Source organism: Streptomyces sp. NBC_01016 (assembly GCF_026341035.1).
Taxonomy (GTDB): domain Bacteria; phylum Actinomycetota; class Actinomycetes; order Streptomycetales; family Streptomycetaceae; genus Streptomyces.
In genome coordinates this window covers 4,088,572-4,114,046 of record NZ_JAPEOQ010000001.1, presented here as the reverse complement: position 1 = coordinate 4,114,046, position 25,475 = coordinate 4,088,572, and the positions used below count along the sequence as shown (strand labels likewise).

At 71.2% G+C, this 25,475-nt stretch carries 25 protein-coding genes; 8 read left to right on the top strand and 17 right to left on the bottom strand.

Going from position 1 to position 25,475, the window contains the following annotated elements:
• Positions 1-4: 4 nt before the first annotated feature.
• The 14 genes from OG746_RS18460 to OG746_RS18400 all read right to left on the bottom strand — a co-directional run bounded on the left by OG746_RS18460 (position 5) and on the right by OG746_RS18400 (position 14,872).
• Positions 5-661, bottom strand: a complete 657-nt coding sequence (locus OG746_RS18460) for a phosphorylase family protein (RefSeq protein ID WP_266715847.1) — start codon at positions 659-661, stop codon at positions 5-7.
• Positions 661-2,667, bottom strand: coding sequence for a squalene--hopene cyclase (shc, locus tag OG746_RS18455; RefSeq protein ID WP_266715845.1), 2,007 nt, complete (start codon positions 2,665-2,667; stop codon positions 661-663). The genes OG746_RS18460 and shc overlap by 1 nt, the downstream gene beginning before the upstream one ends.
• A gap of 103 nt (positions 2,668-2,770) precedes the next feature.
• The gene (locus OG746_RS18450) at positions 2,771-3,829 is read right to left on the bottom strand and encodes a polyprenyl synthetase family protein (RefSeq protein ID WP_266719051.1); all 1,059 of its coding nucleotides are present in this window, start codon (positions 3,827-3,829) and stop codon (positions 2,771-2,773) included.
• A 125-nt stretch (positions 3,830-3,954) separates the two neighbouring features.
• Complete coding sequence (gene hpnE, locus OG746_RS18445) at positions 3,955-5,400, bottom strand: hydroxysqualene dehydroxylase HpnE (RefSeq protein WP_266715843.1); 1,446 nt, start codon at positions 5,398-5,400, stop codon at positions 3,955-3,957.
• Positions 5,397-5,570 (bottom strand): DUF6380 family protein, encoded by a 174-nt coding sequence (locus OG746_RS45555; RefSeq protein ID WP_353962428.1) that lies wholly within the window; start codon positions 5,568-5,570, stop codon positions 5,397-5,399. Before OG746_RS45555 ends, hpnE begins: the two co-directional genes overlap by 4 nt.
• A complete protein-coding gene (hpnD, locus tag OG746_RS18440; RefSeq protein WP_266715841.1) occupies positions 5,570-6,532 on the bottom strand; it encodes a presqualene diphosphate synthase HpnD in 963 nt (320 codons plus the stop codon). Before hpnD ends, OG746_RS45555 begins: the two co-directional genes overlap by 1 nt.
• The gene (hpnC, locus tag OG746_RS18435; protein WP_524540471.1) at positions 6,529-7,440 is read right to left on the bottom strand and encodes a squalene synthase HpnC; all 912 of its coding nucleotides are present in this window, start codon (positions 7,438-7,440) and stop codon (positions 6,529-6,531) included. Before hpnC ends, hpnD begins: the two co-directional genes overlap by 4 nt.
• A gap of 434 nt (positions 7,441-7,874) precedes the next feature.
• Positions 7,875-8,660: an ABC transporter ATP-binding protein gene (locus OG746_RS18430; protein WP_266715838.1), complete on the bottom strand. Its 786-nt coding sequence runs from the start codon at positions 8,658-8,660 to the stop codon at positions 7,875-7,877.
• Positions 8,653-9,588: an ABC transporter permease gene (locus OG746_RS18425; protein WP_266715837.1), complete on the bottom strand. Its 936-nt coding sequence runs from the start codon at positions 9,586-9,588 to the stop codon at positions 8,653-8,655. Before OG746_RS18425 ends, OG746_RS18430 begins: the two co-directional genes overlap by 8 nt.
• Before the next feature lie 51 nt (positions 9,589-9,639).
• Entirely contained in the window at positions 9,640-10,512 is an 873-nt protein-coding gene (locus OG746_RS18420; RefSeq protein ID WP_266719050.1) for a glycosyltransferase family 2 protein, read from the bottom strand.
• 17 nt (positions 10,513-10,529) lie between these two features.
• Positions 10,530-11,309, bottom strand: a complete 780-nt coding sequence (locus OG746_RS18415; protein ID WP_266715836.1) for a CDP-alcohol phosphatidyltransferase family protein — start codon at positions 11,307-11,309, stop codon at positions 10,530-10,532.
• The gene (locus tag OG746_RS18410; RefSeq protein WP_266715835.1) at positions 11,287-12,354 is read right to left on the bottom strand and encodes an iron-containing alcohol dehydrogenase family protein; all 1,068 of its coding nucleotides are present in this window, start codon (positions 12,352-12,354) and stop codon (positions 11,287-11,289) included. The genes OG746_RS18415 and OG746_RS18410 overlap by 23 nt, the downstream gene beginning before the upstream one ends.
• Complete coding sequence (locus OG746_RS18405) at positions 12,342-13,094, bottom strand: phosphocholine cytidylyltransferase family protein (protein ID WP_266715834.1); 753 nt, start codon at positions 13,092-13,094, stop codon at positions 12,342-12,344. Before OG746_RS18405 ends, OG746_RS18410 begins: the two co-directional genes overlap by 13 nt.
• Positions 13,091-14,872, bottom strand: coding sequence for a DUF5941 domain-containing protein (locus tag OG746_RS18400; RefSeq protein ID WP_266719048.1), 1,782 nt, complete (start codon positions 14,870-14,872; stop codon positions 13,091-13,093). The genes OG746_RS18405 and OG746_RS18400 overlap by 4 nt, the downstream gene beginning before the upstream one ends.
• A gap of 303 nt (positions 14,873-15,175) precedes the next feature.
• On the opposite strand from OG746_RS18400, the gene galE reads away from it, so the two are divergent.
• From galE to idi, 4 genes are all read left to right on the top strand, one after another.
• Positions 15,176-16,159, top strand: a complete 984-nt coding sequence (gene galE / locus OG746_RS18395) for a UDP-glucose 4-epimerase GalE (RefSeq protein ID WP_266715832.1) — start codon at positions 15,176-15,178, stop codon at positions 16,157-16,159.
• A gap of 168 nt (positions 16,160-16,327) precedes the next feature.
• Positions 16,328-17,269 carry a cation diffusion facilitator family transporter gene (locus tag OG746_RS18390; protein ID WP_266715830.1) on the top strand — a complete coding sequence of 314 codons (942 nt, stop codon included), beginning with the start codon at positions 16,328-16,330 and terminating at the stop codon, positions 17,267-17,269.
• Between the two features lie 30 nt (positions 17,270-17,299).
• Entirely contained in the window at positions 17,300-17,833 is a 534-nt protein-coding gene (locus OG746_RS18385) for a GNAT family N-acetyltransferase (protein ID WP_266715828.1), read from the top strand.
• 122 nt (positions 17,834-17,955) lie between these two features.
• The gene (idi, locus tag OG746_RS18380; protein WP_266715826.1) at positions 17,956-18,549 is read left to right on the top strand and encodes an isopentenyl-diphosphate Delta-isomerase; all 594 of its coding nucleotides are present in this window, start codon (positions 17,956-17,958) and stop codon (positions 18,547-18,549) included.
• Here the strand turns inward: idi and OG746_RS18375 are convergent.
• Positions 18,515-19,051, bottom strand: coding sequence for an ATP-binding protein (locus OG746_RS18375; protein WP_266719046.1), 537 nt, complete (start codon positions 19,049-19,051; stop codon positions 18,515-18,517). The genes idi and OG746_RS18375 overlap by 35 nt on opposite strands.
• 242 nt (positions 19,052-19,293) lie before the next feature.
• Between OG746_RS18375 and OG746_RS18370 the strand changes: the two genes are divergently transcribed.
• Positions 19,294-20,049, top strand: a complete 756-nt coding sequence (locus tag OG746_RS18370; protein WP_266715824.1) for an enoyl-CoA hydratase/isomerase family protein — start codon at positions 19,294-19,296, stop codon at positions 20,047-20,049.
• Between the two features lie 41 nt (positions 20,050-20,090).
• On the opposite strand, the gene OG746_RS18365 is transcribed toward OG746_RS18370, so the two are convergent.
• Both OG746_RS18365 and OG746_RS18360 read right to left on the bottom strand, forming a co-directional pair.
• The gene (locus OG746_RS18365) at positions 20,091-20,711 is read right to left on the bottom strand and encodes a DJ-1/PfpI family protein (protein WP_266715822.1); all 621 of its coding nucleotides are present in this window, start codon (positions 20,709-20,711) and stop codon (positions 20,091-20,093) included.
• A gap of 39 nt (positions 20,712-20,750) precedes the next feature.
• The gene (locus OG746_RS18360; protein ID WP_266715820.1) at positions 20,751-21,698 is read right to left on the bottom strand and encodes a GlxA family transcriptional regulator; all 948 of its coding nucleotides are present in this window, start codon (positions 21,696-21,698) and stop codon (positions 20,751-20,753) included.
• 115 nt (positions 21,699-21,813) lie between these two features.
• On the opposite strand from OG746_RS18360, the gene OG746_RS18355 reads away from it, so the two are divergent.
• The 3 genes from OG746_RS18355 to OG746_RS18345 all read left to right on the top strand — a co-directional run bounded on the left by OG746_RS18355 (position 21,814) and on the right by OG746_RS18345 (position 25,444).
• Entirely contained in the window at positions 21,814-22,689 is an 876-nt protein-coding gene (locus OG746_RS18355) for an SCO6745 family protein (RefSeq protein WP_266715818.1), read from the top strand.
• A 77-nt stretch (positions 22,690-22,766) separates the two neighbouring features.
• Entirely contained in the window at positions 22,767-22,898 is a 132-nt protein-coding gene (locus tag OG746_RS18350; protein ID WP_266715816.1) for an LPFR motif small protein, read from the top strand.
• A 77-nt stretch (positions 22,899-22,975) separates the two neighbouring features.
• Positions 22,976-25,444, top strand: a complete 2,469-nt coding sequence (locus tag OG746_RS18345) for a Tex family protein (RefSeq protein WP_323179626.1) — start codon at positions 22,976-22,978, stop codon at positions 25,442-25,444.
• Positions 25,445-25,475: the final 31 nt, after the last annotated feature.

Sequence of the window (25,475 nt, the reverse complement as noted above, 5' to 3'; positions counted from 1 at the left end):
GGGCTCACCTCCGAGGGAGCAGCAAAGAACGGTGCCATTCAAAAAAAGCGGGAAGGACGGCACGAAGGACACGGAAAGCCGATAGTCCACCGCGAACCGTGCCGATCCTGACGAGTTCATGTTCTGGAGCGTCCACGACCACCCGGACGGCGGCAACCGGACGCTTCCCGGTGCCACCGGCCGCCCGCAGGGTCGCGGCCGACTCCATGTCGACGGCGATCGCGCCGGTCGCGAGCAGGTCGGCACGCTCGTGACCGCGCACCACGTGGTCCGAGCCGGTCAGCGGCCCGGTGTGCACGGTCCTGCCCGGCACGGCCTTGACCAGCTCCTTGACCAGGAGCTCCGTGCCCGCGCACGGCGTGGCGCCGTACGTGTCACGGGTCTCTTCGGCCACCACCAGGTCGCCGGGGTGCATGCCGGGCGCGAGCCCGGCGCAGAACCCGGTGGCCACGACGGCGGCGTCGCGCAGCACGGCGTCACCGAGGGCGCGGGTCACCGCTTGCTCGGCGGCCTTCGGCCCCATGCCCGTACGCAGCACGGTCACGGGGCTCGTGGCCCCGGCCCGGCTGCCGCTGCGCAGCGCGAGGTGCTCGATGCCGAGCGCGCAGGCGACCAGCAGCGGCGCGGTCTCCGGTGGGCGGGCCACCGGCGATGCGGTCATCAGCTCCCCTTGGTGGCGGCGCCCTTGTCACTGAAGGGCTCGCCGTTGACATACCGACCGAGCGCGGTCAGCGGGAACACCTGCCTGTACAGGTGGTAGTTGATCGAGAAGTCCCAGGGGAAGCCGGTCCCGGTGAAGTACGGCTCGTCCCAGGTGCCGTCCTCGGTCTGGGTGTCGGCGAGGTACGTGACACCTCGTTCGACGGCCTTCGTCTCCCGCTCCCCCGCCGCGAGCAGCGCGAGCAGCGCCCACCCGGTCTGCGAGGCGGTCGAGGCGCCGTGCCCCTTCCAGTCCTCGTAGCGGTACGAGCGCAGGTCCTCACCCCAGCCGTCGTCCTCGTTCTGGACGGACTCCAGCCAGCTGACGGCCCGTCTGATCGCGGGGTGCGAGGCGGGCAGGCCGGCCGCGATCAGGGCGGGCACCACGGACCCTGTGCCGTAGACGTAGTTGACGCCCCAGCGGCCGAACCAGGCGCCGCTGTCCTCCTGTTCGGCGAGCAGCCACTCGATGCCGCGCCGGGTGCGCGGGTCGCGCGTGTGGCCCTCGACGGCGAGCATCTCGACGACGTGCCCGGTGACGTCGGCGGACGGCGGGTCGATGACCTCGCCGAAGTCGCAGAACGGCAGCCGGTTGGGGAACGGGCTGGTGTTGTCGACGTCGAAGGCGCCCCACGCGCCGTTCTTCGACTGCATCCCGAGGTTCCAGCGCACGCCGCGCTCGATGGCCCTCTCGACGCGTGCCTTGTCGGGGTGGGCGACACGGCGCAGCGCGAGCACGACCTCGGCGGTGTCGTCGATGTCGGGGTAGTTGTCGTTGTCGAACTCGAAGGCCCAGCCCCCGGGTTCGAGCGCGGGCCTGCGCACGGACCAGTCGCCCGGCCGGTCGATCTGCTCGGTGATCATCCACTCGGCGGCCTTGACGAGCGCCGGGTGGTCGGCGGGCAGGCCCGCGTCGGCGAGCGCGATGATCGCAAGGCACGTGTCCCACACCGGCGACTGGCAGGCCTCGATCATCCGGGCCCCGTCCTCGCGCCACACGGCGAACCGGTCGAGGGACGCCAACCCGGCCTTGAGGACCGGGTGTTCCAGGTCGTAGCCGAGCAGGTGGAGCGCGATGACGGAGTAGACGGCGGGCGGCTGGATGCCGCCCCAGCAGCCGTCGTTCTCCTGGCGCTCGACGATCCAGCGGGCCGCGGAGTTCATCGCCGACTTGCGCAGCCGCTTGAGGGCCACCTTTTGATAGCCGTGCATGATCTTGTCGAGCCGCTGGAACGCGCCGTCCCAACTCGCCACCGGGGCAAGGGGCTTGGTGGGGTTCGGATCGCGGGCGTCGGTGTGCAGCTCGTCCAGCGGGAACGGCGCGGGGCGCACCGGGCGCTTCGCGGAGACCACGGTGAGCGGCACGATCGTCTGCCGCGCCCAGCATCCGAAGTCGTAGATGTTGAGCGGCATCCACTTGGGGAAGTAGATGAGCTCCGGCGGGAGTTCGGGGAGGTCGTCCCACTTCCACCAGCCGAACAGGGCCAGCCAGATCCGGGTGAACACGCGGCTGGCGGCGATGCCGCCGCGCTCGCGGATCCACGCGGAGGCCTTGGCCATGTGCGCGTCGTCCGGGGAGTCACCGGCCAGGCGCAGCGCGACGTACGCCTCGATGGTGGTGGACAGTTCGCCGGGGCCGCCGTAGAAGGTGGCCCAGGTGCCGTCCTCGCGCTGCTCGCCGCGGATGAACAGCGCGGCGGCGTCGGTGGTGGCCTTGTCCCTGATGCCGAGGAACTGGCGCAGCAGCAGGTCTTCGGCGTCCATCGTCACATTGGTGTCGAGGTCGCCCTTCCACCAGCCCCGGTCGTCCTGCCGCGCGAGCAGGAAGTCCGTGGCGCGCTGTATGGCTCGGCCGGCGGCGGTTTGGGGCCCGCTGGCCCCGGGGGTCGTGTCGGTCAGTTGGGCAGTGGTGGCCGAGGTCGTCTGCGGCGCCGTGGCGCCGGAGCTTCCGTCGGTCGTCGCTGTCATGGCTATCCCTTCATGCAGTGCTTCTTCTCTGCTGGGTAACCGTCGGCCGGAGCCCTGGCGGGACACCGGCCGGCGACTGCGAGTCATATACGGCCGATAGTGATCATCTCTTTCGTACGACGACGAAGTCGGCGAGCGCCACGAACTGGGCGCGCACCGTGGCTGACATCTGGACGGAGTCCAGGGCTTCGAGGGCGACGGCGTACTGGCGCCGCGCTTCTTCGGCGGTCCACTCGCGCCCGCCGGCCTCCTCGATGAGGGCGGCTCGGGCGGCGAAGTCCGCCTCGGTGAAGGTGTCGAAGTCGACGTCCTTGGCGTCGGCGGCCAGGAGCTCGCCGAGTTGCTCGGAGGCCGGTCCGCCGGCGCCGAGCGCGGCGACGACCGGCAGGGACTTCTTGCGCTGGCGCAGGTCGCTCCAGGTCTGCTTGCCGGTCGACTCGGGGTCGCCCCAGATGCCGAGCAGGTCGTCGACGGCCTGGAAGGCGAGGCCCAGGTGGTAGCCGTACTTCTCCAGGGCGTCGGCGGTCGCGTCGTCGGCGCCGCCGAGGACCGCGCCGATGGAGGAGGCGCAGGCGAGCAGCGCGCCCGTCTTGTTGCCCTCCATCTCCAGGCACTCCACGACGCTGACGCGCTCGCGGTGCTCGAACCCGATGTCCTGCGCCTGGCCGTCGATGAGGGCGCGGGTCGCGGTGGTCAGGCGGCGCGTGGCGCGGCCCGCGTCGACGGTCTCCAGCTCCAGGATGACCTCGTTGGCCAGCGCGAAGAGGGCGTCGCCGACGAGGATCGCCTGGGCGGGGCCGTGCACCTTCCACACCGTGTCGCGGTGGCGGCGCTGCTCGTCACCGTCCATCAGGTCGTCGTGCAGCAGCGAGAAGTTGTGGACGAGCTCGACCGCGACGGCGCCCGGCACGCCGACCTCCGGGTCGGCGCCCGCGGCCTGTGCGGACAGCACGGCCAGGGCGGGGCGCACGGCCTTGCCGCCGTCACCGTCGGCCGGGTTGCCCTCGGCGTCGATCCAGCCGAAGTGGTACGCGGCGACGGTGTCCATCGGTGACGCCAGGCGGTCCACCGCCGCCTTCAGCACGGGGGTGGCCAGGGTTCGGCCGCGCTCCAAAAGCGCGGTCACGTCCACCGCGTCGGCAGCCTCTGGGGCCGAGGGCACAGGTGGCACAGTCTCTCCTTGTGTAACCGGATACAGCGTTGTCGGCTTGTCGACCTGGGGCAGGGCGTTGGTCACGTCCACCCGGGGTAGGTCGCTGGTCACGTCCACCGTGGGAAGTTCGCTGGTCACGCCGCCTCCCGGTATAGATGGCCGCGGGGGCGGCCGAGCGCGGCGAGCGCCGCGTCGGCGGCACTGGTGCCGCTGCGGACAGCGCTTTCCATGGTCGCGGGCCACCCGGTGGCGGTCCACGCGCCGGCCAGGTACAGGCCGGGGGCATTGGTGCGGGCCGTGGGCCGCAGCGCGCCGACTCCGGGGGTCGGCGCGAAGGTCGCCGTCCGCTCCCGGGTGACGAAGAAGTCGTGGATCGTGGCGCCGCGCGCGGCGGGCAGCAGCCGCTCCAGCTCCGGCAGGTACCGCTTGCGCAGCTCGGCGACCGGCGCGTCGATCTCGTCCTGCGCGGCCGACTGGGAGACGGCGAGGTACTGGGCGCCCGGCAGCGTACGGGCGAGTCCCGAGGCGTCGGTGCGGTCGAAGACCCACTGGACCGGCGAGCCGAGCGCGGTGAAGAAGGGCTGCTTGAGGACCTTGCGGCCGTAGACGACGTGCAGGTTGAGGATCGGCGCGGTGCCGATGTCGAGCAGCCGGCCGGCGTCGTCGAGGGCTCCGGCGGGCAGCAGGTCGTGCGCCTCGCGCTGCGGCACGGCGAGCACGACGGTGTCGGCAGCGAGGATCTGGCCGGAACTGTCCGGCCCTTCGGGAACCTCGACGGCCCAACGCCCGTTGTCCGTACGGGAGATGGAGGTGACGCGTGTACGGAGTTCGGTGCGTACGCCCGCGGAGTCGAGCGCCTTGCGGGCGAGAGTGTCGTGGAGTTCACCGAGGGGCACCTTGGCCCACCCGATGTCGGCGGCGCCGGGCTCGGACAGCAGCCCGGTCTTGAAGACCATGGCGGCCAGGCCCAGCGAGGAGTCCCCCGCCACCGCGTTCAGGGTCGCGACGCCGACGAGGTCCCACAGCGCATCGATGGCCCGCTGCGTCTGACCGTGTTCGGCCAGCCAGGAGCCGAAGTCCCGTTTGTCGAGCGCCGGATCGGTGGGGTCGAGGCCCTTGAGGGCGAGCGCGGCGCGGCCGACGTTGGCCCGCTCGGCGAGCGACAGGTGCGGGTACGTGGCGAGGCTCTTGGCCAGGTGCAGCGGCACGGGCAGCGCCGAGCGCCGCAGCCGGCCGAGCCGGTTCCTCTCTGCGTCGAGTACGGGCACGTCGAGTCGTTCCTGCAGGGGCGCGAGCGCGGCGGCGTCGACGCGGTCGAGGAACCAGCGGTAGGCGGTGCAGCAGCGCAGGTACACGTGCTGGCCGTTGTCGACGGTGAGGTCGCCGCGCTTGAAGGAGAACGCGAGGCCGCCCAGCCGGGGGCGCCCTTCGAGGAGCGTGACGTCCATGCCTCCGTCGGCGAGCGCGAGCGCGGACGTGATCCCCGCGAGCCCACCGCCGACGACCACCGCGGTGGGGCGCCCGCGGTCCCCCGCGGCGTCCGCCTGGCGCACGTCGCCGGACGTGCTCCCCTCGCTCATGCGCCCTCCCCCTGGGTGGTGCTCTCGGTGGTGCGTACGGCCCCTGTGGGGCCGGGTTCGACGGATGTGGCGAACACGCGACCGACCGTTGCATGCAGGGACGCCTCGCCGCTGCGGAGGGTTGCCCGCCGCTTCGGTCCGGCTACGCCGCTCTGCCCCGCGCTTGCCATCAGGCGCGCCTCCTGGTGGTGCCGCGGGTGGCGCCGCGCACGACGGTGCGGGTGTCAAGGCCTGACAGGCCGCGCACGGCGACGTACGCTTTCTCGTGCCCGGGCAGCGAGACCCGGCCGCGCAGCACGGCCTCGGGGTCGCGCTCGATGCGGTCGAGCAGCCGGCGGTAGATGCCGGCCATGGCGGCGACGCAGGCGCCGGAGCGCCGGTCGAGCATGGGCAGCAGCCGGTAGCCCTCGGCGAACAGGGCGCGGGCGCGCCGCACTTCGAAGTGCACGAGCCCGGCGAAGTCCGAGCCGGCGGGCGGCACGGAACTCTGGAACCCCGCCGAGCAGCCGAACTTGGCGAGGTCGTCGGCGGGCAGATAGGTGCGCCCGTCGGCGGCGTCCTCGCGCACGTCGCGGAGGATGTTGGTGAGTTGGAGCGCGAGGCCGAGCGTGTCGGCGAGCTCCGGCGCGCGCTCGACACCGCGCGCCCCCGGTTCCGTACCGAACACGCCCAGCGAGACCCGCCCGATGGCGCCCGCGACGCACCGGCAGTAGACCTTCAGGTCGTCCCAGGTCTCGTAGGTCTCTCCGCGCAGGTCCATCAGGACGCCGTCGATCAGCTCGTCGAGCGCGTCCAGCGGGATCGGGAAGCGGCTCGCGGCATCGGCGAGGGCGACGGCCACCGGGTCGGTGTCGTCCTCCTCGACCTTGCCGTCCTGGACGCGGCCGAGCAGCGCCCTGGTCTCGTCGAGCCGGTGCGCCTTGATGTCGGGCTCCAGGCCGCCGTCGCCGATGTCGTCGACGCGGCGCGAGAACGCGTAGAGCGCCGACATGGCGCGCCGCTTCGAGGTCGGCAGCAGCCGGATCCCGTAGGCGAAGTTGCGGGCCTGCTGCCCGGTGACGGTCTCGCAGTAGCTGTATGCGGCGAGCACCGGCGCCGACACGGTCTGGTCAGACTCCACGGTGTTGCTCACCCCTCTCCTCGCAGAGTCGCTCCCACCTCGCGCAGCAACCGCGCCTTGGTGGGTTTGGGTGGTCCCGGAAGCACGTCGTACGAAACGGCGGTGATCGCGTGGACCGCCGCTTTCCCTCCTGCGACGAACCCTGCCAGCAGCAGCTTCAGCCTGCCGTGGACGCTACCCACCAGCGGGGTGCCTTCATTCAGCAGCTTCAGGGCGCGTTCGGCCTCGTACGCGACCAGCGCGCGCACCGATGCGCCCGCGCTCGGGGCGGCGAGATCCGTCTCGTCGACGTGGAACTTCTTCAGGTCTTCGGCCGGCAGGTAGATCCGGTCGCGGTCCAGGTCCTCGGCCACGTCCTGGAGGTGCTCGACGATCTGGAGCCCGGTGCAGACCGCGTCCGAGAGGCGGATGCGCTCGGGGGTCGCGGTGCCGGTGATGGCGAGGACGAGGCGGCCCACGGGGTTGGCGGACAGCTCGCAGTAGGCGAGCAGGTCGTCGTACGTCTCGTAGCGCGTGACCAGCTGGTCCTGGCGGTTCGCGGCGATGAGGCCGAGGAACGGCTCGGGGGTCAGCGAGCGGCGGCGGACGGTGGGCTGCAGCGCCTTCAGGAGCGGGTGGCGGGGCGGGCCGTCGGAGTCGCCGAAGACCCGGCGCAGGTCGGCCTCGAAGGCGTCCAGCATCGCGAGGCGGTCGTGCGCCTGATCGGGTGACACGCCCAGGAAGCGGGCGTCCGCGCCGCCGGGTGCGAGGTCGCCGTCACCGATGTCGTCGACGAGGCGAGCGAACCCGTATACGGCCATCAGGTCGTCGCGCCAGGCGCGGGGCAGGAAGAAGGGGGCCACCGGGAAGTTCTCCTCGGCGGCCTTGTCGAGGGTGGCGCTCACCGGGCTCGCTGTGTCGACAGGGCTCTCGGGGCGCACTCGGGGGTGCGCGCTCACCGGGTGCGGCCCGCTTCCCCGAGGACGGCGAAAGCCCCGTGGAGCTGGAGAGTTTCCATAGCCATTGCCGTCACAACTCCCGTTCTACACTGCGGACCCAATGCATCTCATTTCGGACACGCCGCCCGGTCGCCCGCGCGGCGACCCGGCCCCGCAGGGGTCGGGATGTCGCGCCTTATCGCCCCACATGCCGCGATTGAGGCCGGTACAGCTTACGTTGTACAACGCCCGCCCTCGCGTCGGGGTGTTCTGCACATCACAACAACACACCGATTGACGCCAAGATTCCTTCAGGGCAAGGAAGTTGACCCGCCCTTGACCGTGATCGTCAATTGCTTGGTACCTACAGGCATATCAGAGGCCCCACCGGACGGAAGCCGGTAGGGCCTCATATGACGTGGTCCAGAGGCGGGCGGTTACTTGCCCGTGAACTTCTCGTACTCCTTGAGTACCTCGGCCGTCGGACCATCCATACGCAGTTCCCCGCGCTCCAGCCAAAGGACGCGTTCACAGGTGTCGCGGATGGACTTGTTGTTGTGACTCACCAGGAAGACCGTTCCGGCCTCCTTGCGCAGTTCACGGATGCGGGCCTCGGAGCGCTTCTGGAACTTGCGGTCACCGGTGGCCAGCGCCTCGTCGATCATCAGCACGTCGTGGTCCTTGGCGGCCGCGATGGAGAAGCGCAGACGCGCGGCCATGCCGGACGAGTACGTCCGCATCGGCAGCGTGATGAAGTCGCCCTTCTCGTTGATGCCGGAGAAGTCGACGATGTCCTGGTAGCGCGACCTGATCTCCTCGCGGGACATGCCCATGGCGAGACCGCCGAGGATGACGTTGCGCTCGCCCGTGAGGTCGTTCATCAGGGCCGCGTTCACGCCGAGCAGCGAGGGCTGGCCGTTCGTGTAGACCTTGCCCTTCTCGGCGGGCAGCAGGCCCGCGATGGCGCGCAGCAGGGTCGACTTGCCGGAGCCGTTCGACCCGATGAGGCCGATGGCCTCGCCGCGGTAGGAGGTGAAGGAGACGCCCTTGACGGCGTGCACCTTGCGCACGCCGCGCTCGTCGCCGCGCTTGACGATCCGGCTCAGTGCCGAGGTGGCGCTGCCCTTGCCGGTCTTGGCGCCGTTGACGCGGTACACGATGTGCAGCTCGTCGGCGATGACCGTGGGGACGTGCGCGTCGGTGGGGTTGTCGAGATCAGCCACGGCCGTACCGCTCCTCTGCCTTCCAGAAGTAGATGAAGCCGCCGACCGCGACGACCAGGGCCCAGCCGAGCGCGATGAACCACACGTGGTGCGGCAGGTTGCCCCGGTCGTACCCGTCGATGAGCGCGAAGCGCATCAGGTCCATGTAGACCGCAGCCGGGTTCCATTGCAGGACGTCCGTGACCCAGGGCGCGACGTTCTTGTCCGCGAGCATCGTGGGGATGCTGAACATGACGCCGGACGCGTACATCCACGTACGCATGACGAACGGCATCAGCTGGGCGAGGTCCGGGGTCTTCGAGCCCGCCCTGGCCATGATGAGCGCGAGTCCCATGTTGAACAGGAACTGCAGGGCCAGGATCGGCACGATCAGCAGCCAGGACAGCGACGGGTAGCTACCGAACGCGCACGTGATGACGACCAGCACGATCATCGAGAACAGCAGCTGCTGGAGCTGCTGCAGCGCGAAGGAGATGGGCAGCGAGGCGCGCGGGAAGTGCAGCGCGCGCACCAGGCCCAGGTTCCCGGAGATCGCCCGCACGCCCGACATCACCGAGGACTGCGTGAACGTGAAGACGAAGACGCCCGTCACCAGGAACGGGATGAAGACGTCCTGCCCCATGCCCCGGTCGGTGCCGAGCAGCTTGCCGAAGATGAAGTAGTAGACCGCCGCGTTCAGCAGCGGTGTCGCCACCTGCCACACCTGGCCGAGCTTGGCCTGGCTGTACTGGGCGGTCAGCTTCGCCCGCGAGAAGGCGAGGATGAAGTGACGCCGCCCCCACAGCTGCCGTGCGTACTCGAACAGTCCGGGGCGGGCCCCGCTCACGGTCAAGCCGTACTTCGCGGCGAGCTCCCGCCGGGAGAGCCCGTCGTCCGGCGACGGCGTCGCGCTCACCGCGACACCGGCGTCATGCGTTGTCTCACTCACAAGAGGAACTTTCGTCTTCAAATGCACGGCCTGCCGTCAGGCACGAGCTTGTCAGATGACAGGGGGTCGGCCCAGTCGGGTCAGCCGCCACACGGTACGCCACTTCATGGGACGCCTGGGCCCGCAGGGGGTCGTCCAGCCTTCCTTGAAGCCGCCCAGCCAGGCCTTCAGTGCCGGGCCCGAGGGCCGGCGGGCCAGGGTGAGGAGCAGCCAGACGCCGAGGTACACGGGCACCAGGAGCGCGGGCAGATTGCGGCGGGCCAGCCAGACCCGGTTGCGGGCCACCATGCGGTGGTAGACCGCATGCCGGGACGGGGCCGTGGTGGGGTGGTGCAGCACCATGTCGGCGCGGTAGTCGATCATCCAGCCCGCGTCGAGGGCACGCCAGGCGAGGTCGGTCTCCTCGTGGGCGTAGAAGAACTCGGCGGGCAGCGGTCCTGCCTCGGCGATGACCCGCGTACGCACGGCGTTGGCACCGCCCAGGAACGTCGTCACGCGCGAGGAGCGCATCGGGTCGGCGGCGCGAAGCCGCGGCACGTGCCGGCGCTGCGTCTCGCCGGTGTCCGGGTCCGCGATGCGGAAGCTGACGATGCCGAGCTTCGGGTCGCCGGTGAAGGCCTCGCGGCACTTCTCGGCCGTGTCCGTCAGCGGAAGCAGCCCGTCGTCGTCCAGGAACATCAGGATGTCGACGTCGGAGCCGGACGGGCCGAAGGCCTCGATGCCGACGTTGCGGCCGCCGGGGATGCCGAGGTTCTCGGGCAGCTCGATGGTCCGTACGCCCTCGGGGACGTCCGGGACCGGGGAGCCGTTGCCGACCACGACCACCTCGACGGGGTCGCCGTCCTGCTTGGCGACCGAGTCGAGGAGGGCGCGCAGCTCGGCCGGCCGGTTGCCCATGGTGATGACAACCGCGCCGGCCTTCAACTGCTGTGTCCCGCCGCTCACTTGAGCCTGCTCGAAGCGAGGATGGACACGAGGTGGAGCAGGGTCTGGAGGAGCGCGATGCCCGCCAGGACGGCCACACCCAGGCGCGAGAAGAACAGGTCGCCCCTGATCTGGTCCACGACCGCGAGGACCAGGATGAGGAGCGTCGCCTCGATGCCCAGGATGAGCCGGTGGAACTTCAGCATGGCCGCGGCCCTGCGGGCCAGGGCCATGCCGGAGGAGCGCATCTCGGACGCGGACTCCTTGACCTGCTCCTTGCCGGTCGCCGCGCGGGCGAGCCCGACCAGGTCCGTCTCGGCCTTGATCAGGATGGCGCCGAGCGCGGCGAGCGTGCCGAGGAAGGCCCACAGCCAGTCGATGCGTCCCGTGCCGAACAGGTCGGCGGCGCGCAGCCCGAAGCCGACGAGGACGGCGGCGTCGGTGAGGTACGCGCCGACCCGGTCCATCCACACGCCGGCCAGCGAGTACTGCTTGCGCCAGCGCGCGATCTCGCCGTCGACGCAGTCGAGCAGCAGGTACAGCTGCACCGCGACGACGCCGAGGACCGCGCCCCAGATGCCCGGCACCAGGAGCGCCGGGGCCGCGAGGACACCGCAGACGGTCATCAGGTAGGTCAGCTGGTTGGGCGAGACCTTGGTGTTCACCAGGTGGCGGTCCACACGCAGCGAGAGCTCGCGCATGTAGAGCCGGCCCATCCAGTGCTCACCGCTCCTGCGGTCCTTCACCCCGGCGGGGTGAACGACCGGGCGGAGTTCAGCTACCGATGGCTTTTGCATAGTCGGCGTAGGCGTCCCTGATCTGATCGGTGGAGAGGTCGAGGTGCTCGAGGATCGTGTAGCGGCCCGGACGGGTCTGCGGAGCGAACTCCACGACCTTCACGAACTCGTCCACGCTGAAGCCGATCTCCTCCGGCAGCACCGGCAGGCCGTGCCGGCGCAGCACCGAGGCCATGTACTTGGACTGCTCGTGGGCACCGCGCAGGTGCATCGCGAACGCCGCGCCCAGGCCGCACTGCTCGCCGTGGCTGGCGGCGCGCTTGGGGTAGAGGAGGTCGAAGGCGTGGTTGATCTCGTGGCAGGCGCCGGAGGCGGGCCGCGAGTCACCGGAGACCGACATGGCGATACCGGTGAGGACCAGGCCCTCCGCGAGCACCTGAAGGAAGTCGTCGTCGCCGACGCCGCCGGGGTGCCGCAGGACCGCCTCGCCCGCCTGGCGGGCCATGGCGGCGGCCAGGCCGTCGATGTCCTCGCCGCGCTCACGGGCGCCCAGCTCCCAGTCCGCGACCGCGGAGATGTTGGAGAGGGCGTCACCGATGCCGGAGCGCACGAAGCGCACCGGGGCCTCGCGGATGATGTCGAGGTCGATGACGACGCCGATCGGGTTCGGCACACCGTACGAGCCGCGGCCCGCGTCGTTGTCGAGGGTCGCGACGGGCGAGCACAGGCCGTCGTGCGACAGGTTCGTCGCGACGGCGACCAGCGGCACGCCGACGCGCGCGGCCGCGAACTTGGCACAGTCGATGATCTTGCCGCCGCCGAGGCCGACCAGGGCGTCGTAGCGCCCGGCCTTCTTGACGTCGTCGGCGAGCTTGATCGCGTCGTCGATGGTGCCGCCGCCGACCTCGAACCACTCGGCGCGGGGCAGCGAGGGCTCCAGGCGGGCCCGCAGGGCGGCGCCCGAACCACCGCTGATCGCGATGGCCAGGCGCCCCGTGGACGACGAGATCCTCCCGTCGGCGAGGACCTTGGCCAGGTCGTCGAGCGCCCCGGACCGAATGTCGACGACGACCGGCGAGGGGATGAGTCTCGTCAGTACTGGCACGCGATCTCCCGCCCCTTGGCCAGGTCGTCGTGGTTGTCGATCTCGACCCACGGGACGTCGCCGATGGGCGCGACGTCGATCTTGAAGCCGCGGTTCACGAGCTCCTGGTAGCCGTCCTCGTAGTACAGCTGCGGGTCACGCTCGTACGTGGCCTTCAGGGCGTCGGCCAGCTCGTCGGCGGCCTCGCCCTCGATGAGAGTGACGCCGATGTACTCGCCGGTGGCCTCGGACGGGTCCATCAGCTTCGTGATCTTCTGGACGCCCTTGTCGGGGTCCACGACGACCTTCATCTCCTCTTCGCCCAGGTCCTTGACCGTGTCGAGCGCGAGGATGATCTTCTTGCCTTCGCCGCGGGCGGCGAGCAGCGTCTTCTCGACGGAGACCGGGTGCACGGTGTCGCCGTTGGCGAGGATCACCGTGTGCTTCATGGCGTCACGGCCGCACCACAGGGAGTAGGCGTTGTTCCACTTCTCGGCCACGTCGTTCTCGATCAGCGTGAGCTTCAGGCCGTACTTCGCCTCGAGCGCGGCCTTGCGCTCGTAGACGACCTCCTTGCGGTAGCCGACGATGATGCCGACCTCGGTGAGGCCGATCTCCGCGAAGTTCTTCAGCGTGAGGTCGAGTACGGAGAGCTCGTTCTCGGTCCCCTCGCCCACGACGGGCACGAGCGCCTTGGGAAGCGTCTCGGTGTAGGGACGGAGCCGGCTGCCGGCGCCGGCGGCCAGGACGAGGCCGATCATGCGGGTTCTCCTTCATCGTGTACGGCGGGCTCTCCGCGCTGAGCGGAGGCGACCCAGAAGCGGATGCTCTCTGCGAGCACCACGAGTGCCACGGCCACGGCGAACACCGTGAGTGCAGTGGCGAAATCTGTGGGGGTGAGCAGCGCGGCGAGGACCGTGACCACCAGGGTCCGGCCTTCGTGCCCGCCGATCGTCCGCACCAGCCAGTGCGGGGGTGCCCCGGCGTTGCCGCGAATGCGGTACACCGTGTCGTAATGATGGTAGGCGACCGCCGCCACGAGCCCGAAAGCCGCGGGCAGGGCGCCCTGTACGTCCGCGCGGGCGGCGAGGACGAGAATCGTGAGGTACTCCCCGGCCCGGAATATCGGGGGCACGAGCCAGTCGAGGGAGCCCTTGAGGGGGCGGGAGACGGCGAGGCCCGACGTGACGCAGTACACGGCCGCGGCCACGATCGGCCAGACGCTGCCGAAGTCCGTGAGCGCACTCACCGCGACGACCGCGACGGCTCCGACGGCGGCGACCACGGGAGCGGCCTTCGCCTTGACGGCCTTCGCGACCACCTCGGCGATCGGTCCGGAGTCGGCGAGGTCACCGAGCGCCGCGGCGGCCCGGTCCGTACGGCGCGCCCTGCGGGTCAGCGAGCGCAGGACGCGGCCCGCGGTCGTGTAGCAGGCGGCGAGCGCACAGCCGATGAGCAGCATGTAGAAGGTGATGCGCGGCGTGGTCAGCGCGGTGAACAGCGCGATCAGCGCCCAGCGTTCACCGATCGGCAGCACGACCATGCGGCGGGCCCAGACGGTCCAGCCGACGGAGTCGAGCTTGCCCGAAAGGGACGCGGTGGGGCTGGCCCCCGCCAATTTACCCAGCGCCTCGGCGTCGTGGTTCGCCTCGTTGAACGAGAAGTCGATCACGTGCCGGCCGGTCTGCAGCACCATCGCGCCCAGCGCCAGCGCCCATACGTCGTCGCCGCTCGCGTTGGCGGCACCGAGCGCGAGGCCCGCGTAGTAGGCGTACTCCTTGGCCCGGTCGAACGTCGCGTCCAGCCAGGCGCCCATCGTCGAGTACTGCAGCGAGTAGCGGGCGAGCTGCCCGTCGGTGCAGTCCAGGACGAAGGAGGCGAGCAGCAGGACGCCCGCCGCGACGAACCCGCCGCGCGTTCCGGTGGCCGCGCAGCCCGCCGCGATCACCGCGACGAGCAGCGACGCGGTGGTGACCTGGTTCGGGGTCAGGCCCCGGCGTGCGCACCAGCGGGCGATGTAGCGGGAGTACGGGCTGATGCAGTAGGTCGTGAAGAAGCCGTCGCGCGCCTTGACCGCCGTACGCAGCCGGATCGCCTCGTCGTCGACGGAGGCGAGGGCCTGCCGCGCCTCGTTGCGGGCCTGCGGGTCGGCGGGCACCGCGGCGACGAGCTCACCGAGCTCGGGGTGGTGCACGTCGGTGCCGTCCGCCTCCAGGCTCTTGGCCACGACGTCCGGGTCGACGCCGGTCCGCGCGACCGCGCGGGTCAGCGCCTGGCGGGCGGCGGGCTGCGCGGTGACCGCGCCGGGGATCGCCGACGCGGGAAAGCGCGGGTCGGTCAGGCCGAGGCGCAGGGCGTGGACATGGCCCACGAAGCCCGCGTCGACGACCGCGACCCGCTGCTCGCCGGGGACGGCCGCGAGCGCCTCTTCGGCGTCCGCGGGGTCCTGGGCGAGCCGCACGTCGAAGCCCAGCGCCCGCAGATCTCCCTCCAGGGACGATCCGGGAACCGGCTGACCGGTGACGATGGCGGTCGACAGACGAACTCACTCCTTGGGTGCCGACGCGAGAGTGCGCCGGGCTCATGCATGGTGGAGCACCCGGCGCGGATACGCGGCCGGGCGGCATGTCGGCAGAGGCTATCGGATGGCGCTACCGGGCGTTCGCTGCCCGTTTACCGACCGATTGGCCCCTGTCTCATGCGGTCCGCGCAGGGCCGACCGCGCGCTCATCATTGACGATCAAGTACTCGAGCCACAAACCAGGGGTGACCGGGGTCCGTAACCGGCGGTAGCCGCGCGGGGCGACCGGGATGACGCGGTTCGGTCTTAGGGTGGTGCGCCATGACGTGGCTGATCACCGGCGGAGCCGGATACATCGGGGCCCATGTGGCGCGGGCTATGACGGAAGCGGGCGAGCGGGTCGTCGTCCTGGACAACGTGACCTCGGGGGTGCCCTCGCGGCTGCCCGAGGCGATCACGCTGGTGCGCGGCTCGACGCAGGACACCGAGTTGGTGGCCCGGGTGTGCGCGGAGCACGAGGTGACCGGCGTCCTCCATCTCGCCGCGCACAAGCAGGTCGGCGAGTCCGTGGAGAAGCCGGAGCTGTACTACCGGGACAACGTGGGCGGGCTCGCCGTGCTCCTGGAGACGGTCGCGGCGGCCGGGGTGCGCCGCTTCGTGTTCTCCTCGTCGGCGGCCGTCTACGGCAACCCGGATGTGGGCCTCATCACCGAGTCCACGGCCACCGTGCCCGTGAACCCGTACGGCGAGACGAAGCTCGCGGGCGAGTGGCTGGTGCGGGCGGCCGGGCACGCGCACGGCATGGCGACGGCCTGTCTGCGCTACTTCAACGTGGCGGGCGCCGCGGCCCCGGAGCTCGCGGACATCGGCGTCTACAACGTGATCCCGATGGTCTTCGACCGGCTGTCGCGCGGCGAGGCCCCGCGGATCTTCGGCGACGACTACCCGACGCCGGACGGCACCTGCGTACGTGACTACATTCACGTCGCCGACCTCGCCGAGGCACACCTGGCGGCGGCCCGCCGACTGTCCGGACCCGACGCGAGCGGCGACCTGACGCTCAACATCGGCACCGGGCAGGGCGCCTCCGTGCGCGAGCTGATCGATCTGATCGCGGACGTGTCCGGGAACGACACCCCCGCGATCGTCGAGCCGCGCCGTCCCGGCGACGCCCCGCGCGCGGTCGGCTCCTCGGCGCTCGCCGAGGAGGAGCTCGGCTGGAAGGCGCAGCGCGGGGTGCGCGAGATGGTCGAGTCGGCCTGGGCCGGCTGGTGTCTGCGGCACCCGGAGGCGACCGGGAAGTGATCACGTCGGCGCCCTGACCTGCGTACACGCCTCGTATCGTTTGCGCAGGTCAGGACACATGACAACGGTGTTCACCGCCATGTTTGCGGATACCCCCTACCCGTAGTTCACTGTGATCGTCGCCCCCGACCAGGGCAACGCGCCGGATCGATACGTAGGGGGTTTTCGATGGGCCTCGGGCACGATCACGACCACGGGCACAGTCACGGACCGACGACCGGGACGGCCGCCGCCGCACACCGCGGACGGCTGCGCGTCGCCCTGTCGATCACGCTGACCGTGATGGTGGTGGAGATCATCGGCGGCATCGTCGCCGACTCGCTCGCCCTGATCGCCGACGCCGCCCACATGGCGACGGACGCGCTCGGCCTCGCGATGGCCCTGATCGCGATCCACTTCGCCAACCGGCCCGCGAGCGACCAGCGCACCTTCGGCTATGCGCGCGCCGAGATCCTCGCCGCGCTCGCCAACTGTCTGCTGCTGCTCGGCGTCGGCGGCTACGTCCTGTACGAGGCGATCCAGCGGTTCATCGAGCCGGCCGAGACGGCGGGCGGGCAGACGATCGTCTTCGGTCTGATCGGCCTGGTGGCGAACATGATTTCGCTGTCCCTCCTGGTGAAGGGCCAGCAGGAGAGCCTGAACGTGCGCGGTGCCTTCCTGGAGGTGGCCGCCGACGCGCTCGGTTCCCTCGCGGTACTGATCTCCGCCGTGATCATCCTGACGACGGGCTGGCAGCTCGCCGACCCGATCGCCTCGCTCGTCATCGGCCTCATGATCGTCCCGCGCACGGTGAAGCTGCTGCGCGAGACGCTGAACGTGCTGCTCGAATCGGCCCCCAAGGGCGTCGACATGGCGGAGGTCAGGGCCCACATACTGGCGCTGCCCGGCGTCGAGGACGTGCACGACCTGCACGCCTGGACGATCACCTCGGGGATGCCGGTGCTCTCGGCGCACGTGGTCGTCAGCACGGAAATGCTCGGCTCGATCGGCCACGAGAAGATGCTCCACGAACTGCAGGGCTGCCTCGGCGACCACTTCGACGTGGAGCACTGCACGTTCCAGCTGGAGCCCACCGGGCACGCCGAGCACGAGGCGCGGCTGTGCCACTGAACGACATCCCTTCACTCAAAGGTTCTTAGGTTGACCGACAACACGAAGCCCGCATGGCGTCCGCGCCCCGAGACCGGGGACGACCGGGCGGCCGTGCACGCCGTCAACGCCGCCGGGTTCCCCACCGAGGCCGAGGCCGACCTCGTCGACGCCCTGCGCGCCGACAAGGACGCGTGGCTCGAGGGGCTGTCGTACGTGGCCGAGGCCCCGGACGGCGCCGTCGCCGCGCACGCCCTGATCACCCGCTGCACCGTGGACGGCGCGCCCGCCGCGGCGCTCGCGCCCTGTGCGGTGCTTCCGGAGTACCAGCGCACGGGGGCCGGTTCGGCCGTCGTACGTGCGGCGCTGGAGGCGGCACGCGCGCGTGGCGAGCGACTTGTGCTGGTCCTCGGGCATCCGGAGTACTACCCGAGGTTCGGCTTCACGCCCGCCTCCGGGTACGGCATCCGGCCCGGTTTCGACGTGCCGGACGAGGCGATGATGGCCCTCGTTCTGGATGAACGGGACGATTCCGGGCAGCTCCCGCGGGGCACGATCACCTACCCGGCCGCGTTCGGCGTCTGACCGGCGCCTACGGTGGTCCCGCCCGGCCTCCCGGCCGGACGGGGCTTGCGGGACGCCGACTGCGCGGGGGCTGTCCGTCCCGTACGGCAGACTTGGTTCGAGGAACGAAACGAAGGATAGGTATGCCGATCACACCTGCCCCCACGACGAACAGCTCGTCGAACGGCACCGCGGAAGCGATCTTGCTGGAACTCGTCGACGAGGACGGCAGGACGATCGGCACGGCGGAGAAGCTCGCGGCGCACCAGCCGCCCGGGCAGCTGCACAGAGCGTTCTCCGTGTTCCTCTTCGACGAGCAGGGCCGGCTGCTGCTGCAGCAGCGGGCGCTCGGCAAGTACCACTCCCCCGGCGTCTGGTCGAACACCTGCTGCGGCCACCCGTACCCCGGCGAGGCCCCGTTCGCGGCGGCCGCGCGGCGCACCTTCGAGGAGCTCGGCGTCTCGCCGTCCCTGATGGCCGAGGCCGGCACGGTGCGCTACAACCACCCGGACCCGGAATCGGGCCTGGTGGAGCAGGAGTTCAACCACCTGTTCGTGGGCCTCGTGCAGGCATCGCTGAACCCCGACCCGGAGGAGGTCGGGGCGACGGCGTTCGTGACGGCGGACGAGCTGGCCGAGCGGCACGCCAAGGACCCGTTCTCGGCGTGGTTCATGACGGTCCTCGACGCGGCGCGGCCCGCGGTCAGAGAGCTGACAGGCCAGTCGGCGGGCTGGTAGCCGTCTCGGGCTTGAGGGGCAGGGCGGCCCAGATCACCTTGCCCCCGCTCGCGGTGTTGGCGACGTCGCAGACGCCACCCGCCTCCGCGGTGATCTCGCGGACGAGCAGCAGGCCGCGGCCGCCGGTCTGACCGCTGGTGGCCTCGAGTGCCGTGGGCTTGTAGGGGTGGTCGTCCTCCACGGACACCCGCACCCACTCGGGCCCCACGGCGACCTCCACGGCGAGCATGGGTGAGACCACGGCGGCGTGCTTCACCGCGTTCGTGACGAGTTCGGAGACGATCACGAGCAGCCCGTGCACCAGGTCGTCAGGGGCGGGCACGCCCTGCCGGGTGAGCAACTCCCGCACCGCGCGCCGGGCCTGTGGCACGGAGGCGTCGACCGCCTGCGTCGTGAACCGCCACACTCCCTCGTACGGGAGCGGCCCGTCCGCGGGGCGGTCGGGGGGCGCTCCCCCGGTGCCCTGAGGACGTGGGCGGGATCCCCACCCGTGGTCGCTCATTGTCAGGTCGCCGCCCTTGCGCTCGATTGTCACCACGCTTCGAGTGTTGGGAATCACCTGCTCCAGGCCGTGGGACTGACCAGAAGTCAGCGTGTATCGACGGCATTTGATCGTTGATGGTCGACCGAGCCAGAAAAGCGATCGATCCCGCCCTCATTACGCCCGACTTGCACCTTCTTCAGCTTGTTCTACGAGCTGCCCGACACGCCGACCGGGCCGGCCGCCCGGTTAGCATCCGCCCCATGTCTCCCGTGTCCCCGCCGCAGCTCACGCACAGCGTCGCCGAGGGTGTCGCCACCGTCGTGATCGACCACCCGGCCAAGCGCAACGCCATGACCGACGCCATGTGGGCGTCCCTGCCGCCGCTCCTCGAACGGCTCGCGGCCGATCCGGAGGTACGGGTTCTCGTGCTCACCGGGGCCGGCGACACGTTCTGCGCCGGGGCCGACATATCGACTCTCGGCGAGGGGTCGGCGCAGGGGCTCGCGGTCGCGGCGGAGGACGCGCTCGCCGCGTTCCCGAAGCCGACGCTCGCCGTGGTGCGCGGGTTCTGCGTGGGCGGCGGCAGCCAGTTGGCGGCGGCCTGCGATCTGCGCTTCGCCGCCGACGGCGCGCGGTTCGGGGTGACCCCGGCCAAGCTCGGGATCGTCTACCCGGCCTCCTCCACGCGCCGCCTCGCCGCGCTCGTGGGCCCGGCGACCGCCAAGTACCTGCTGTTCTCGGGCGAGTTGATCGAGGCCGAGCGGGCGCTGCGCACCGGGCTCGTGGACGAGGTGCTGCCCGGGGACGCACTGGACAAGCGGGTCGCCGAGTTCACCCGCACCCTCGCCGCCCGCTCGCAGTTGACGCAGGCCGCGGCGAAGGAGTTCGTGACGGGCCGCACGGACCGGGACGCGCACTGGGCCGAGCAGGCGCGCGCCGGCGGCGAGAGCGCGGAGGGCGTCGCCGCGTTCCTGGAGCGGCGCGCGCCGCGGTTCGAGTGGACGGTGGGGGCCTAGGGGCTCAGGGGGCCTAGGGGCTGCTTTCGAACCCCCGTCGCTCAGCCGGTCGGGCGGAACCTCGCCACGATGTGCGCCGGGGCCTTGTCCGGGGAGCCGGCGTCGTAGGGCGGCTGCGGGTCGTACTCGGTCATCAGCTGGATGGCCTGGGCGGTCTCGTCCCCCGCGATCCGGCCCGCGAGGGCGAGGCCCATGTCGATGCCGGACGAGACGCCGGCCGCGGTGACGTACTTGCCGTCGAAGACCACCCGCCGCCCGGTCGACCGGGAGCCGAGCCGGTTCAACTCCTCGAGGGCGAGCCAGTGCGAGGTGGCCTCGCGCCCCTTCAGCAGGCCCGCGGCGGCGAGCGCGAGGGAGCCCGTGCACACGGACGTCGTCCAGGTGCTGGTGGCGTCCACGGAGCGCAGCCACTCAAGGAGCGGCCCGTTCGCCGTCTGGTCGCTCTGCTGGGGGCCGCCGGGCACGACGACCACGTCCGGGGAGCCCACCTCGTCGAAGGTCTTGTCTGCGACGAGCGCGAGCCGCCCCGTGTCGTCCCGCACGGGACCGGTCCGCTCGGCCACGAAGACGACGTCGGCGCCCGGAATGCCGCCGAGGGTCTGGTACGGGCCGATGGCGTCGAGGGCGGTGAACCGCTCGTAGAGGGCGATGGCGATCTGCATGTCATGCCTTTCGGGTCGGGTGCCGTGCTGCTGGGCTGGTCAGGGGCCCACAGGTGCGTGGAACCGGCGCCGGTACTCGGCCGGTGACGTGCCGAGGGTCTTGAGGAAGGCGCGGCGCATCGCCTCCGGGGTGCCGTAGCCGCTCGACCGGGAGATCTCCTCGACGCCGCCCTTGGTGTCCTCCAGGAGGCGGCGGGCGTGCTCCACGCGGACGCGCTCGACGTACCGGCCGGGCGTCAGGCCCGTCTCCGTACGGAAGGCGCGGGCGAAGTGGCGCGGGGAGAGCCGGGCGCGGGCGGCGAGAGCCTCGACGCAGAGGTCGGCTCCGGGGTGCTCGGCGATCCACCGCTGCACCTCACCGAGCGGTTCCTTGGTGGCCGTCTGGGCAGCGAGCTGCGTACTGAACTGGGCCTGGTTTCCCGGGCGTCGGAGGAACACGACCAGGGCACGGGCGATCCGCAGCGCCACCTCCCTGCCGTGATCCTCCTCGACCAGGGCGAGCGCGAGGTCGATGCCCGCGGTCACCCCCGCCGACGTCGACACACGACCGTCGCGTACGTAGACGGGGTCGGGGTCCACAGTCACCTCGGGGTACTGGCGGGCCAGGGTGTCGCAGAACGCCCAGTGCGTCGTGGCCCGGCGGCCGTCCAGGAGCCCCGCCCGCGCCAGCAGGAACGCGCCGGTGCACACCGAGACGGTGCGGCGGGTGAGTGGGGCGCGCTCGCGCAGCCAGTCGACCACGCGCGGGTCCGGGGCGCGCGTGCCGTTGCCGCCGGGGACCAGGAGCGTGTCCGCGGCCGGCGCGTCGGCAAGGGTGTGGTCCGGTGTCAGGGTCAGTCCGCTCGACGTGCGGACCGGGGCGCCGTCGGCCGAGGCGGTGCGCACGCGGTAGGCGTCGCCCGCGCCGGAGAAGACCTCCACGGGGCCCGTGACGTCGAGGCTCTGCACGTGGTCGAAGAGGAGGACCAGGACGGTACGCGGCGGCATGCGGCTCATTCTTCGGCGCCCGCCGCATGGCCGCAATGACGAATCCCCCACCTTTCCTGCCATGGCCCGGCGCCCGGTACTGCCACCCGTACCGACCGGTCGGTAACGTAGGCGCATGACTTCGGACCCCCGCCTGCGCGCCGCCCGCCACTGCCACAACGTGCTCAACCCGTTCCACTCGACGCACTACTTCTCGCCCGACCTCGGCAAGGAGCTGGCCGCCATCGGCGTGAGCGACTCCTCTGCGGCCTACTTCGCGGCGCGTTCCGCGCCCATGGGGGCCGTCGGGGCCGGGACCGTGACCGCCACGTTCTACAACTTCAAGCACGACCTGGTGGCCCGGCACGTGCCGGCCGTGTGGGAGACCGCGTCCCCGGAGGCGGTGCTCGCCGCACGCGCGCGTGCCGTCGACTCGACGCTGAGCCGCCTGCTCGGCGCGGAGGCGCTCGCCTCCCAGGAGATGGCCGAGGCCGCCGAGCTCGCCCTGCGCGCCGCTGAGGCGTGCACCCGGCACGCCCGCCCGCTGTACGCCGCCCATGCCGACCTGGACGTGCCGGAGGAGCCGCACATGGCGTACTGGCACGCCACGACGCTGCTGCGCGAGCACCGCGGCGACGGGCACATCGCGGCGCTGCTCGGCGCCGAACTCGACCCCGTGGAAGCCCTCGTGAGCCACGTCGCGACCGGCAAGGGCATGGCCCCGAAGTGGCTGCTCGCCACCCGCGGCTGGGACAGGTCCGAGTACGACGCGGCCGCCGAGCGGCTTCGCGCGCGTGGACTGCTCACCGCCGACGAGGAGTTGACGCTCACCGAGCAGGGCGTGACGCTCCGCGCCGAGATCGAGCACCGTACCGACGCGCTCGACCGCGCCCCCTACGAGCACCTCGGCGAGGCGGGCGTCGCCCGGCTGACCGAGCTGGCGACGACCTTCATCGGCGCGGCCCTCGGCAACGGCGCCTTCCCGGCGGATCTGATCGGCAAGGCCGCCTGAGGACTCATCCCGCGCAGGCGAGGTACTCGTGTGTTCCGGCCGCTTACGTGGCCGGGACACACGAGAGGAGAACCTGCATGTTCCGTGCCATCGCCGACATTCTGCGTCAGATCGCGGGCGCCATCGCCACCGTCGTGGCCTTGCCCTTCCGGGCGCTCGCGCGCCTGTTCGGCGGCGCCTCCCGGTCCGGCCGTGCGCACCGCGTCTGACCTCCCTGATCCCCGAGTGTCGGTGCCACCTGCCACAATTGCCGCGCAACCTCAGTCGACATAGGCGGTACGGGATCGTGGCGACACCCACAGTTGGCACCACTGCTGGATCCGGGTTCGGATCCATCGAGAGCAGGATTGCCGAGGAACTAGGCGTACGGGAGCGGCAGGTGAAGGCCGCGGTCGAGCTGCTCGACGGCGGCTCGACCGTGCCCTTCATCGCCCGCTACCGCAAGGAGGCGACGGAGTCCCTCGACGATGCCCAGCTGCGCACCCTGGAAGAGCGGCTGCGGTATCTGCGCGAGCTGGAGGAGCGGCGCACCGCCGTCCTCGACTCGGTCCGCGAGCAGGACAAGTTGACCGCGGAGTTGGAGGCGCAGATCCGCGCCGCCGACACCAAGGCGCGCCTGGAGGACATCTACCTGCCCTTCAAGCCCAAGCGCCGTACGAAGGCGCAGATCGCGCGCGAGGCGGGGCTCGAGCCGCTGGCGGAGGGGCTGCTCGGCGACCCGTCGGTGGAGCCCCAGGCCGCCGCTGCCGCGTTCGTGGACGCCGAGAAGGGCGTCGCCGACGCGCAGGCCGCGCTCGACGGGGCCCGCGCGATCCTCACCGAGCGCTTCTCCGAGGACGCCGACCTGATCGGCGAGCTGCGCGAGCGCATGTGGGGGCGCGGCCGGCTCGCGGCGAAGGTGAAGTCCGGCAAGGAGGACGCGGGCGCCAAGTTCGCCGACTACTTCGACTTCGCGGAGCCCTTCACCGAGCTGCCCTCGCACCGCGTCCTGGCGATGCTGCGCGGCGAGAAGGAGGACATGCTGGAGCTCGTCCTGGAGCCGGAGGAGCCGGCCGCGGACGCCGAGGCCGGGGCTTCGACGTCCTCGACCGCGTCCCCGTCCTCGTACGAGCCGATCATTGCCGACCGGTTCGGGGTCAGGAACCAGGGCCGTCCGGGCGACAAGTGGCTTCAGGACACGGTCCGTTGGGCCTGGCGCACGCGCATCCTGGTGCACCTCGGCCTCGACCTGCGCACCCGGCTGCGTACGGCCGCGGAGGACGAGGCGGTCAAGGTGTTCGCGTCGAACCTGCGCGACCTGCTGCTCGCCGCCCCCGCGGGCACGCGCTCGACGCTGGGGCTCGACCCCGGTTTCCGTACGGGCGTGAAGGTCGCGGTCGTCGACGACACGGGCAAGGTCGTCGCCACCGACGTCATCCACCCGCACGTCCCGGCCAACCGCTGGGACGAGGCGATCGCCAAGCTGGCGAAGCTCTCCAAGGAGCACGCGGTCGACCTGATCGCGATCGGCAACGGCACCGCGTCCCGCGAGACCGACAAGCTCGCCGGTGAACTCATCACCAAGCACCCGGAGTTGAACCTCACCAAGGTGATGGTGAGCGAGGCGGGCGCCTCGGTGTACTCGGCGTCGGCGTTCGCCTCGCAGGAACTGCCCGACATGGACGTCTCGCTGCGCGGGGCCGTCTCCATCGCGCGTCGCCTTCAAGACCCGCTCGCCGAACTGGTGAAGATCGACCCGAAGTCGATCGGTGTCGGCCAGTACCAGCACGACCTGAGCGAAGTGAAGCTGTCCCGCTCGCTCGACGCGGTCGTCGAGGACTGTGTGAACGGTGTCGGAGTGGACGTGAACACGGCCTCCGCGCCGCTGCTCGCGCGCGTGTCCGGCATCGGCGCGGGGCTCGCGGAGAACATCGTGACGCACCGCGACTCCAACGGCCCGTTCACCAACCGCAAGGGCCTCAAGGACGTGGCACGGCTCGGCCCGAAGGCGTACGAGCAGTGCGCGGGCTTCCTGCGGATCCGTGGCGGCGACGACCCGCTGGACGCGTCGTCCGTGCACCCGGAGGCGTACCCGGTGGTGCGCAGGATGGCGAAGTCGACGGGCGGCGAGGTCGCCTCCCTCGTCGGTGACGCGGGGTCGCTGCGCTCGCTCAAGCCGGCCGACTACGTGGACGACACGTTCGGTCTGCCGACCGTCACGGACATCCTGAAGGAGCTGGAGAAGCCGGGGCGCGACCCGCGGCCCGCCTTCAAGACGGCCACCTTCAAGGAGGGCGTCGAGAAGATCGGCGACCTGGAGTCGGGGATGGTGCTCGAGGGTGTCGTGACGAATGTCGCCGCCTTCGGGGCGTTCATCGACATCGGTGTGCACCAGGACGGGCTCGCGCACGTCTCGGCGTTGTCCCGTACGTTCGTCAAGGACCCGCGCGATGTGGTCAAGCCCGGCGACATCGTCAAGGTGAAGGTCCTCGACGTCGACGTGCCGCGCAAGCGGATTTCGCTGACGCTGCGTCTTGACGACGAGAAGGCGAAGGCCTCCGGCGGGAATGGGGAGCGCGGCGCCCGTGGAGAGCGCGGCGACCGCGGTAACCGTGGTGGTGACCGCAAGCCGCCGCGGCAGACCCGGCAGGGTGGATCCGGCGGCGGCCAGACCGGTGGCAAGAGTGGCGGCAAGGGGGGCGGCAAGGGCCGTCCCGCGGTGCCGCCGGCCAACTCGGCGATGGCGGACGCGTTGCGTAAGGCGGGGCTGGCGTAGGCACCCGGGGTTGATGTCAGCGGGAACTGCG

Excerpts from the sequence above, each read along its gene's own strand:
- OG746_RS18460 (WP_266715847.1), bottom strand. The coding sequence starts at position 661 with ATGACCGCATCGCCGGTGGCCCGCCCACCGGAGACCGCGCCGCTGCTG.
- shc (WP_266715845.1), bottom strand. The coding sequence starts at position 2,667 with ATGACAGCGACGACCGACGGAAGCTCCGGCGCCACGGCGCCGCAGACG.
- hpnE (WP_266715843.1), bottom strand. The coding sequence starts at position 5,400 with ATGAGCGAGGGGAGCACGTCCGGCGACGTGCGCCAGGCGGACGCCGCG.
- OG746_RS45555 (WP_353962428.1), bottom strand. The coding sequence starts at position 5,570 with ATGGCAAGCGCGGGGCAGAGCGGCGTAGCCGGACCGAAGCGGCGGGCA.
- OG746_RS18415 (WP_266715836.1), bottom strand. The coding sequence starts at position 11,309 with ATGCAAAAGCCATCGGTAGCTGAACTCCGCCCGGTCGTTCACCCCGCC.
- OG746_RS18405 (WP_266715834.1), bottom strand. The coding sequence starts at position 13,094 with ATGATCGGCCTCGTCCTGGCCGCCGGCGCCGGCAGCCGGCTCCGTCCC.
- galE (WP_266715832.1), top strand. The coding sequence starts at position 15,176 with ATGACGTGGCTGATCACCGGCGGAGCCGGATACATCGGGGCCCATGTG.
- OG746_RS18390 (WP_266715830.1), top strand. The coding sequence starts at position 16,328 with ATGGGCCTCGGGCACGATCACGACCACGGGCACAGTCACGGACCGACG.
- idi (WP_266715826.1), top strand. The coding sequence starts at position 17,956 with ATGCCGATCACACCTGCCCCCACGACGAACAGCTCGTCGAACGGCACC.
- OG746_RS18375 (WP_266719046.1), bottom strand. The coding sequence starts at position 19,051 with ATGAGCGACCACGGGTGGGGATCCCGCCCACGTCCTCAGGGCACCGGG.
- OG746_RS18370 (WP_266715824.1), top strand. The coding sequence starts at position 19,294 with ATGTCTCCCGTGTCCCCGCCGCAGCTCACGCACAGCGTCGCCGAGGGT.
- OG746_RS18365 (WP_266715822.1), bottom strand. The coding sequence starts at position 20,711 with ATGCAGATCGCCATCGCCCTCTACGAGCGGTTCACCGCCCTCGACGCC.
- OG746_RS18360 (WP_266715820.1), bottom strand. The coding sequence starts at position 21,698 with ATGCCGCCGCGTACCGTCCTGGTCCTCCTCTTCGACCACGTGCAGAGC.
- OG746_RS18355 (WP_266715818.1), top strand. The coding sequence starts at position 21,814 with ATGACTTCGGACCCCCGCCTGCGCGCCGCCCGCCACTGCCACAACGTG.
- OG746_RS18350 (WP_266715816.1), top strand. The coding sequence starts at position 22,767 with ATGTTCCGTGCCATCGCCGACATTCTGCGTCAGATCGCGGGCGCCATC.